This is a genomic window from Desulfopila aestuarii DSM 18488, from assembly GCF_900143695.1.
GTDB classification, from domain to species: domain Bacteria; phylum Desulfobacterota; class Desulfobulbia; order Desulfobulbales; family Desulfocapsaceae; genus Desulfopila; species Desulfopila aestuarii.
Genome location: NZ_FRFE01000010.1, coordinates 168,886 through 176,829, shown reverse-complemented (window position 1 = coordinate 176,829; position 7,944 = coordinate 168,886). Strand labels below are relative to the sequence as shown.

The 7,944-nt window shown below is 51.4% G+C and carries 8 protein-coding genes and 1 pseudogene; 4 read left to right on the top strand and 5 right to left on the bottom strand.

All coding sequences use genetic code 11. The features are described from left to right. Together BUF15_RS11990 and BUF15_RS28330 are read left to right on the top strand one after the other, a co-directional pair. Positions 1-321 (top strand): IS66 family transposase (locus BUF15_RS11990; RefSeq protein WP_143170701.1); only part of this gene is annotated, 321 nt, incomplete at its 5' end. 8 nt (positions 322-329) lie between these two features. Then, positions 330-563 (top strand): annotated as a pseudogene (locus tag BUF15_RS28330) (hypothetical protein); the annotation flags it as partial. 68 nt (positions 564-631) lie between these two features. Here the strand turns inward: BUF15_RS28330 and mobB are convergent. After that, positions 632-1,288 carry a molybdopterin-guanine dinucleotide biosynthesis protein B gene (gene mobB / locus BUF15_RS11980; RefSeq protein ID WP_073613719.1) on the bottom strand — a complete coding sequence of 219 codons (657 nt, stop codon included), beginning with the start codon at positions 1,286-1,288 and terminating at the stop codon, positions 632-634. Between the two features lie 630 nt (positions 1,289-1,918). On the opposite strand from mobB, the gene BUF15_RS11975 reads away from it, so the two are divergent. Both BUF15_RS11975 and BUF15_RS11970 read left to right on the top strand, forming a co-directional pair. Beyond that, complete coding sequence (locus BUF15_RS11975) at positions 1,919-2,497, top strand: TlpA family protein disulfide reductase (protein ID WP_159441288.1); 579 nt, start codon at positions 1,919-1,921, stop codon at positions 2,495-2,497. A 17-nt stretch (positions 2,498-2,514) separates the two neighbouring features. Then, the gene (locus tag BUF15_RS11970) at positions 2,515-3,114 is read left to right on the top strand and encodes a peroxiredoxin (RefSeq protein ID WP_073613718.1); all 600 of its coding nucleotides are present in this window, start codon (positions 2,515-2,517) and stop codon (positions 3,112-3,114) included. A 121-nt stretch (positions 3,115-3,235) separates the two neighbouring features. On the opposite strand, the gene BUF15_RS11965 is transcribed toward BUF15_RS11970, so the two are convergent. The 4 genes from BUF15_RS11965 to BUF15_RS11945 all read right to left on the bottom strand — a co-directional run bounded on the left by BUF15_RS11965 (position 3,236) and on the right by BUF15_RS11945 (position 7,865). Next, positions 3,236-4,102, bottom strand: a complete 867-nt coding sequence (locus tag BUF15_RS11965) for a formate dehydrogenase subunit gamma (RefSeq protein ID WP_073613717.1) — start codon at positions 4,100-4,102, stop codon at positions 3,236-3,238. Between the two features lie 94 nt (positions 4,103-4,196). Continuing rightward, positions 4,197-4,784 (bottom strand): formate dehydrogenase FDH3 subunit beta, encoded by a 588-nt coding sequence (fdh3B, locus tag BUF15_RS11960; protein ID WP_073613716.1) that lies wholly within the window; start codon positions 4,782-4,784, stop codon positions 4,197-4,199. Positions 4,785-4,799: 15 nt separating this feature from the next. Next, positions 4,800-7,595 carry a molybdopterin-dependent oxidoreductase gene (locus tag BUF15_RS28070; protein WP_084553923.1) on the bottom strand — a complete coding sequence of 932 codons (2,796 nt, stop codon included), beginning with the start codon at positions 7,593-7,595 and terminating at the stop codon, positions 4,800-4,802. Positions 7,596-7,673: 78 nt separating this feature from the next. Continuing rightward, on the bottom strand, positions 7,674-7,865 hold the full coding sequence (locus BUF15_RS11945) for a twin-arginine translocation signal domain-containing protein (protein ID WP_073613714.1): 192 nt from the start codon (positions 7,863-7,865) through the stop codon (positions 7,674-7,676). Positions 7,866-7,944 lie beyond the last annotated feature (79 nt).

The following is a 7,944-nucleotide window of genomic DNA, read 5'->3' as shown; positions in this document are numbered from 1 at the left end:
CAAAGGAGCCGCCTCACCGTCTACCTTGACCAAGGCGTAGTCGGCCCAGACAATAATGCAGCTGAAAATGCCATCAGGCCGTTTGTGATAGGCCGCAAAAACTGGCTCTTTGCCGGTAATCCTGCCGGAGCGGCAGCTAGTGCCAGCCTCTACAGTCTCGTCGAATCAGCGAAAGCAAATGGCCTGGAACCGTACAGATATCTTCGTTTTATCTTCGAAAAACTTCCTTTCGCAGAATCGCAGAGCGATTACGAAGAGCTGCTACCGAACAGGCTCAAAGCCGCCGACCTCCTTTTGCCGCAATCAATAAGTGGGGTTTAATTAGCGGATACGGACTTGCAGAGTCATTCATCGGCAAAGGTTTCGGTGGTTATTTGTTGTCCAAAGCCATTAGGTCAGCCTGGAAATGGTCGGGCACAAAGAGAGTATGGGTTCACACCTGTACTTTAGACCACCCAAGTGCTTTACAAAACTATATTTCCAGAGGCATGACAATCTATAAGGAAGAAACTGAGAATCAGTCAATTACCATTCACAGCGGAAGCTGCCCCGCAGTCAGCTAGCTCAACTATCATAGGGACTGCGACGGACAGGGATTCCGGCCCACACCATTCAGGTACAGCGTTCCCTGCTATTTCATGATCTTTATTCTCAGCTCAATCTCGGTAATGTCATCCACCAGCTTCAATGAATTGATAAAACCCTGTACTGTGCCGGCCAGGGATTCCTGAACGAAATCCTTCAGAGGTACCTGATGGCCGTTAACCAGCAGGGCTGCCCGCTCTATTCCCTTGTTACGGCCGGAAAGAAAACGCTTTTCGATGAACTGCGCGACTTCAAGACTTTCTCCCAAACGAAAGATATAGTCACCGGCGATATCGGTAAGATCGGTAACCACTGCGATCACTCCGTGCACCTCATTGCGCAGCATCTGTTCCGGGTTGCGACACACCTCTATTTTCGGAATCTTGCGGGCAGACTTGAATCCTTCACCGATGACGATATCCGCATCCGGGAAATAGCGGTGTGCGAGGGTCCGAAGCGACAGTCCTCTATTGGTGGTCTGCAGCACCATCTGGTCAGGTCCCACGAACATGACGCTTTCCGCTCCCGCTTCTTTATAGCGCGCAGTGTCCGTACCTGGAGTGTCGAACAAGGCGCCCGCTTCCACACTGGATTTAATAACCGCAACGCTGTACCCCATATCCTGCAGGTGGGTCACAACCTTGCTCACCAGTTCGGCCTTACAGCTGTCATTCCAGCCGATAAATGTTACAATTGACGACATACTCCTCCAACCTGCTCCACAGGTATACGTTATTATGCTTTACCGGCAATCAGTCGATAATGTTGTGTGGTAATGTCTCCACCTCCATCAGAGTGCTGTTGACGCTTTTCACTCTCGTATAGCATACACGATCTTTTATCATAACCAATATCTATCCGGCAGATTCACCTATTCCGATGATAAATTACACCCTCATGCTCAAAACGGAGAATAGAGCTCCCACAAACATCACATCTCTTTGCAGCTCGAAATGTTTTCTACTTTCAGATTGTTCAGAATATGGAGGGCTGACAGGTCCGTCAACTGACCTCTGAGGGGATAGACGCTTTTCCCACAGCTGGTAAGAAATGTTTTGCCATGGCATCACGCATGCATTACTCTGCAAAACACAAAGCGTACTTGGATTTGCATGCCTTTTTCAAGTATTTTGTATGGTTCCACCAATTACCTGGATATTTCGTCAGCCGGGTTTGTCGTGTCGGTAAGAAGCGAACAAATACGCCACGCTGGTTGTGCAAAAAGATGCATCGACCATAAATTGTGCCTGGCCTTGGCGTCTCACTCAATCAGTGTATCCGTCCTCAAAGTGTTTGTTCGAGAATTTGCTATATGTTGTCCCGGAGGTATTTCATGAAACGTCTCGTGTTCCTGCTGCTACCCATTCTGTCGGTGCTCTCGCTGGTGTTGCCAGCTTTCTCTGCTGATGCGCCTGCCGAAAAGGAAACACTCCCCCAAATCTCGTTACCCGTCCCCGACAGTGAAGAGTATCGGGCCTATCTCGGCTTGAAACAGGCCCCCGGAGAAACTTTTACCGTAAATGACATCGATGCCGACGTGCTGCTGATCGAGCTGTTCAGCATGTACTGCCCCTTCTGTCAGGAAGAAGCAGAGAACGTCAACGCCCTATTCGAGACCATGTACGACTTTTCCAAACCCGAGTTCTCCGTGAAATTAATCGGCCTTGGTGCCAACAACTCCGCCTTTGAAGTGGACCATTTCCGTAATACTTACGGGGTCAGATTTCCGCTTTTCCCCGATCAGGATATGAGCATGTATAATGCACTCGGCGGTAAAGGCACGCCGGGTTTCATCGCCTGCAAAAAAGAGGCTGATAGTAGCTGCACTATTATTCATCGCCAGTCAGGCGGCTTCCATCAACCGGACGAGTTCTTCAAAGAGCTGCTGAACAAAAGTGGCTACAACCAGTAACTGGGAGAACAACGACTATGAAGAGGATAGCCTTAATTGCCCTGCTTCTCCTCATGCTTCCAGCTGGAGCGGGAGCTACGGCCACGGCCAAATCGTTCACTTCGCTTATTTACGATCCCGGCAAACTCAAACCCATCGACAGCACCCTGAAGATTGCTCCAGGTGACAAGGCTCCCGACTTTACGCTGCGCTCGGTTAAAGGCGACACCGTTACCCTCAGCAGTTATCGCCACAAGCAGAATGTTGTCATCTCCTTTGTACCCGCCGCCTGGACTCCGGTCTGTTCCGACCAATGGCCGGGCTACAATATTGCAAAAACCTTTTTCACCAAACACGACGCCGTTCTTCTCGGCATCACCGTTGATAACATCCCCACCCTCCACGCCTGGACCCAGCAGATGGGCGAGCTCTGGTTTGATGTACTCTCTGATTTCTGGCCGCACGGAGCGGTCGCCGAGAGCTATGGTGTGCTCCGAAGCGACGGCACGTCAGAACGGGCTCTTATTTTCATTGACCGGGAAGGGATGATCAACTCGGTCCACATCTCCGACATCAATATTCGTCCATCGCTCGAGACAGTGGTTGCGGGTCTCGAGAATCTCGATAAAGGCCGTTAAGGTAGATTTCGTCAAACCACCCGTTCCGCAAAACAAAAGAGCGTGACTCCCGATTGCCGGGAATCACGCTCTTTTACTTTGAAGTAACAGACTGATTTCTTTCTGCCGCCTGGTTTTTCTCTTAATATTTGTAGAGGCTGTGAAGTATATCCACCTCGTCCTTGGGTTTATAACCGGTCTTCATCGACTCCAATGATCCGGCGATGGCAAATACCGACATATAGACGTGGGTGAGGTAAAAAGCGACAATACCGATACCGAGGGCGTTATGGAGCATAGTGTAAATCCTCACAGTATCGACAGTGGCACCAAACCCCCAGATGATATAGCCGGTATAGGCCATGATTCCGCCACCAAGGGTGGCGAACCAGAAATACATCTTCTGACCGGCATTGAACTTGGCTGCCGGTACCGGCTTCTTTTTCTTCGACAGATAGCCGCCCAGAATAAAAATCCACTTAATGTCATGGAACTGAGGCAGCATCTCTTTGAGCCACATCACAAACATCAACAACCCCGGCAAAGCAAACACCATGGCTGAAACGAGATGAACGTAGCGGGCGGTACGGATAATCATGCCACCGCCAAAAAAGCTGCCGAAGATGATCATCAGGCCGGTAATCACCAGCAGCGAAAAGGAGATCGCGGCCACAAAGTGAACAATACGGGCAAACAGGCTGAAAAAATAGATCTGTTCGCCATCATGATCAAAATGTTTGGCGCCAATGATAAGATAATGGAGAAGAAATACCGCAGGTACTGCGGTGATAACCACAAGAAATATTTTACTGAACCACTGGCTCTGCAGCAGGGTAAAGAGCTGACCATACTCCTGCCAGTTGCCGGTGATGACATTGATCAGCTGGCCGTAGTAGTCAGCAGATGATCCTGTCACCGCTCCGCCAGCCTGCAATTCACCTGCGAAGGCGGAACCGGCAAAGAGTACTGTCAGAGCTATCAGCACTACAGAAGAAAAACGCCTCTGCATGGTTTGATCCTGTGTATGAAAAGTTATACCGCATCCCTTCTCGAATAAAAAAGGGATGCGGTGATGTTACCGCCTGGGACAAAGCTCCCCCAGGCTACTTCTTGTCGTAGGCCTTGCTCCAGCCCCAGGCATTACTGCCCGACCCTCGCTGGAACACCCTTTCCCTGTAGACATCGGCAACCACATCAGCATCACCGGCCAAAAGGGCCTTGGTGGCGCACATGCCGGCACAGAGAGGCACCTTGCCTTCTGCGATCCGGTTCTGCCCATAGAGATGTTTCTCCTCTGCAGAAAAAGTCTCTTCAGGGCCACCTGCACAGAAAGTACACTTGTCCATGGCGCCACGGGCGCCAAAAACCTCGCCTTTGGGGAACTGAGGAGCTCCAAACGGACAGGCCATAAAGCAGTAGCCGCAACCAATGCAGGTCTTCTTGTTCACCAGCACGACACCGTCATCACGCTGGTAGATCGCATCAACAGGACAGACCGCGATACACGGCGCATCAGCACAGTGCATGCAGGAAACCGAGATAGACTTCTCGCCGGGCTTTCCGGAATCGAGGGTGATCACGCGACGGCGGTTCACTCCAACTGGGACGTGATTGCCTTCCTTGCAGGCAACAACGCAGCCGCTACAATCGATACAGCGTTCTGTATCGCATAAGAATTTCAATCTTGCCATGTCATTTCCTCCTCATCAGGCCTTGCTGACTTTGCACAGTCCATCTTTGGTGGCCTGAATCTGTGTGATAATGTCATACCCATAGTTGGTGACGACGTTGCCGCACTCACCAACAACATATGGCGCATGACCTTCCGGATATTTGTCAATCAATGACTCACCCATCAGCACACCGGCGAAATGGTATGGCAGGAAGATGGTCTTCTCGTCCACGCGCTCAGTGAAGAAGGCTTTGACCTTGATCTTGGACCCTTCCGGGGACTCGATCCAGACCATATCACCGTCGCGGAAGCCGAGGTTATTGCCCAGCCGTGGATTAATCTCAGCATACATTTCCGGCTGCAGCTCAGCCAGGTACTGGTTACTGCGGGTCTCAGCGCCTGCACCCATATGCTCGACCATACGGCCTGTGGTAATAACATAAGGGAACTCTTTCACCAATTCGGGATTCTGCTCGCTCTCAAACCTGGTATCAAGGCGATAATGCTTTTGCTTATCCTTGTAGGTTGGATATTTTGCGATCAGATCTGGACGCGGCGAATGGAGCGGCTCGCGATGAATCGGCACCTGATCCGGAAAGTTCCAAACCACGCATCGGGCACGGGCATTGCCAAATGGGGCCATACCGCGGGCGATAGCGACTTTCAAGGTCTTCTGGGAGAGATCTGTCTTCCAGTTGGTACCGGGGACAATCTCGGCAAATTCCGAGTAACCACCTTCAACTTCGCTGCCTGGGTTACATACACCCTTGGCCGCAAGCTGATTTTCGGTACGCCCACTGGAATCATAGGTTTTCTCATTGCCGAAACGATTTCTGAACGGCAGACCACCTTTGGCAACAGGCTTACTGATATCATAGAGAATCGGGGTGCCGGGATGCTCGTCTGTCCAGCACGGCCATGGCATACCGTAATAATCACCGTCACATGGACCACCGATTGCCTGCAGGCTGTCGATGTCAAAAGTGTGCCAGTTTTCCATGTGCTTCTTGATACGCTCTGGAGTCTGGCCATTGTATCCAATGGTCAGCGCACCACGGCCAAGCTCACGTGTCAAATCTTCAGGTACCTGCTTGATGTTTTTGTAGAACTTGTCGGCAAAACCGAGCTTGTTCACCAATAGTTCCATGATCTGGTAGTCATCCTTGCTGTTATGCACCGGATCGACAACCTTATGCCGCCACTGGATCTGCCGGGAGGTGGAGGTCACCGAACCGGAGGTCTCATACTGGCTGGCACTTGGCAGCAGATAAATATTATCTGTATCACAAGCTGCAGCCGCCATTGTAGGGAACGGATCGACAACCACCAGCAACTCAAGCTTATTATAGGCCTGGACAACCCTGTTATACTGAGAGTTGGAGTTAGCACCACAGCCCCATTGGATCATCGCTTTGAGCGGAGTATCCTGGTAAAGCTTCTCCTCGCCGAGTACACCCTCATACCAGCGCGCCAGTGAAAAGCCGGGTAATTGCATTAATTCAGGCTTGGGGAAACGGGACTTGATCCATTCATAATCAACATCCCAGACACGGCACCAGTGTTTCCATGACCCTTCGGCCAAACCGTAATAGGCCGGCAGGTTATCGGCGAGTACGCACATATCCGTTGCGCCCTGAACATTATCGTGTCCACGGAAAATATTGGTGCCACCACCTGATTTACCCATATTGCCCAGCACCAGCTGCAAGAGACAGAAGGTACGGGTGATGGAACTGCCGATGGAATGCTGGGTCCCTCCCATGCACCAGGTAAGGCTGGTGGGGCGGTTTTCAGCCAGGACCTTGGCCACATGACGGGTCTGCTCTGCAGAAATACCAGTAATCTCTTCTACCGCTTCAGGAGTGTAATCTTTGGTTACGGCCAGCAGCTCTTCATAACCTGAAACCCTGGTGCGGATAAATTCCTTGTCCTCCCAGCCATTGGTCGTAATGACATTGATCAGGCCCAGCATGAACGCAGCATCGGTACCAGGTCGAATACGGACGAAATCCGTAGCCTTGGCCGCGAGCTTGGTTCGGCGTGGATCAACAACAATGATCGGTGCGTTATTTTTCTCTTTTGCATGCAGAATATGCTGCATGGAAATCGGATGCGCCTCAGGCGCGTTTGAACCGATAAATATCAAACTCTTTGCATGTCTCATGTCGTTGAGACTGTTGGTCATTGCCCCGTAACCCCATGTATTGGCGACACCTGCCACCGTTGTAGAGTGTCAGATACGGGCCTGGTGGTCAATGTTATTGGACCCCCAGAACGCAGCAAATTTCCGCTGCTGGTAGGCCATCTCGGTTGAGACCTTGGCGCTGCCGTTAAAGTGCAGGGCGTCAGGACCATCTTTTTCACGGATGGCAAGCAGTTTATCGCCGATCTCGGTTATTGCCTGGTCCCAGGTGATATTGGTCCACTTACCGTTCACCTTCTTCATCGGGTTTTTCATGCGTTTAGGGCTGGTAACCATATCGATGGCTCCGGCACCTTTACAGCAATGGCCACCGCGAGAAACAGGATGATCGGCGGCGATCTCCTGGCGTACCCAAACGCCATTATGCACTTCGGCTTCGATACCACAACCAACGGCACAGTAGGTGCAAATTGTTCGTACTTTTGTCGACCCCGCATACGGGCTCTTTTTTTCGGCGGCGTTCGCCTTTCGGGTCATCTTGCTGGTCATCGCCACGCCGGTGAGCGCGGCGGTCGCGGCGGAGATCTTCAAAAAAGATCGCCTGGCAACCTTGGGATTTAAGGTCACCCGGCGCCCAGCACCTACAGCGCTGTCCCCGGCTGACTTCCGTATTCTGGATATGGCCATTTCACGTTCTCCTTGTTCTGGAAATTCCTTTTACACTCAGCCGTAAATCTATCCGGCCGAAAAAAAACGCAGCAACCGTTAAGAGCGCAACGATTTATAATATTTACTGAACTCCGCGCTCTCCTTGTACAGGACTTCATCTGACCCTGTCATCTGGGGGCCACTTTTGGCCTTGGCCGGCTTGATAGCCGCCGCTGTAGTCACTACTACCGCCGACCCAGCCAGGATGTGCTTGAGGAATGAACGCCTTTTGTCCTTCTCCTGCTCCATCTTATTCCCTCCTTGTCTTTCTTTGACGGATATTGATGCTCCTTGCCGGTACCGGATAATCCCGTACCAGCCTGTTTCT

Bases quoted from the DNA above. Each gene is read 5' to 3' on its own strand.
- mobB (WP_073613719.1), bottom strand. From the start codon at position 1,288: ATGTCGTCAATTGTAACATTTATCGGCTGGAATGACAGCTGTAAGGCC.
- BUF15_RS11975 (WP_159441288.1), top strand. From the start codon at position 1,919: ATGAAACGTCTCGTGTTCCTGCTGCTACCCATTCTGTCGGTGCTCTCG.
- BUF15_RS11970 (WP_073613718.1), top strand. From the start codon at position 2,515: ATGAAGAGGATAGCCTTAATTGCCCTGCTTCTCCTCATGCTTCCAGCT.
- BUF15_RS11965 (WP_073613717.1), bottom strand. From the start codon at position 4,102: ATGCAGAGGCGTTTTTCTTCTGTAGTGCTGATAGCTCTGACAGTACTC.
- fdh3B (WP_073613716.1), bottom strand. From the start codon at position 4,784: ATGGCAAGATTGAAATTCTTATGCGATACAGAACGCTGTATCGATTGT.
- BUF15_RS11945 (WP_073613714.1), bottom strand. From the start codon at position 7,865: ATGGAGCAGGAGAAGGACAAAAGGCGTTCATTCCTCAAGCACATCCTG.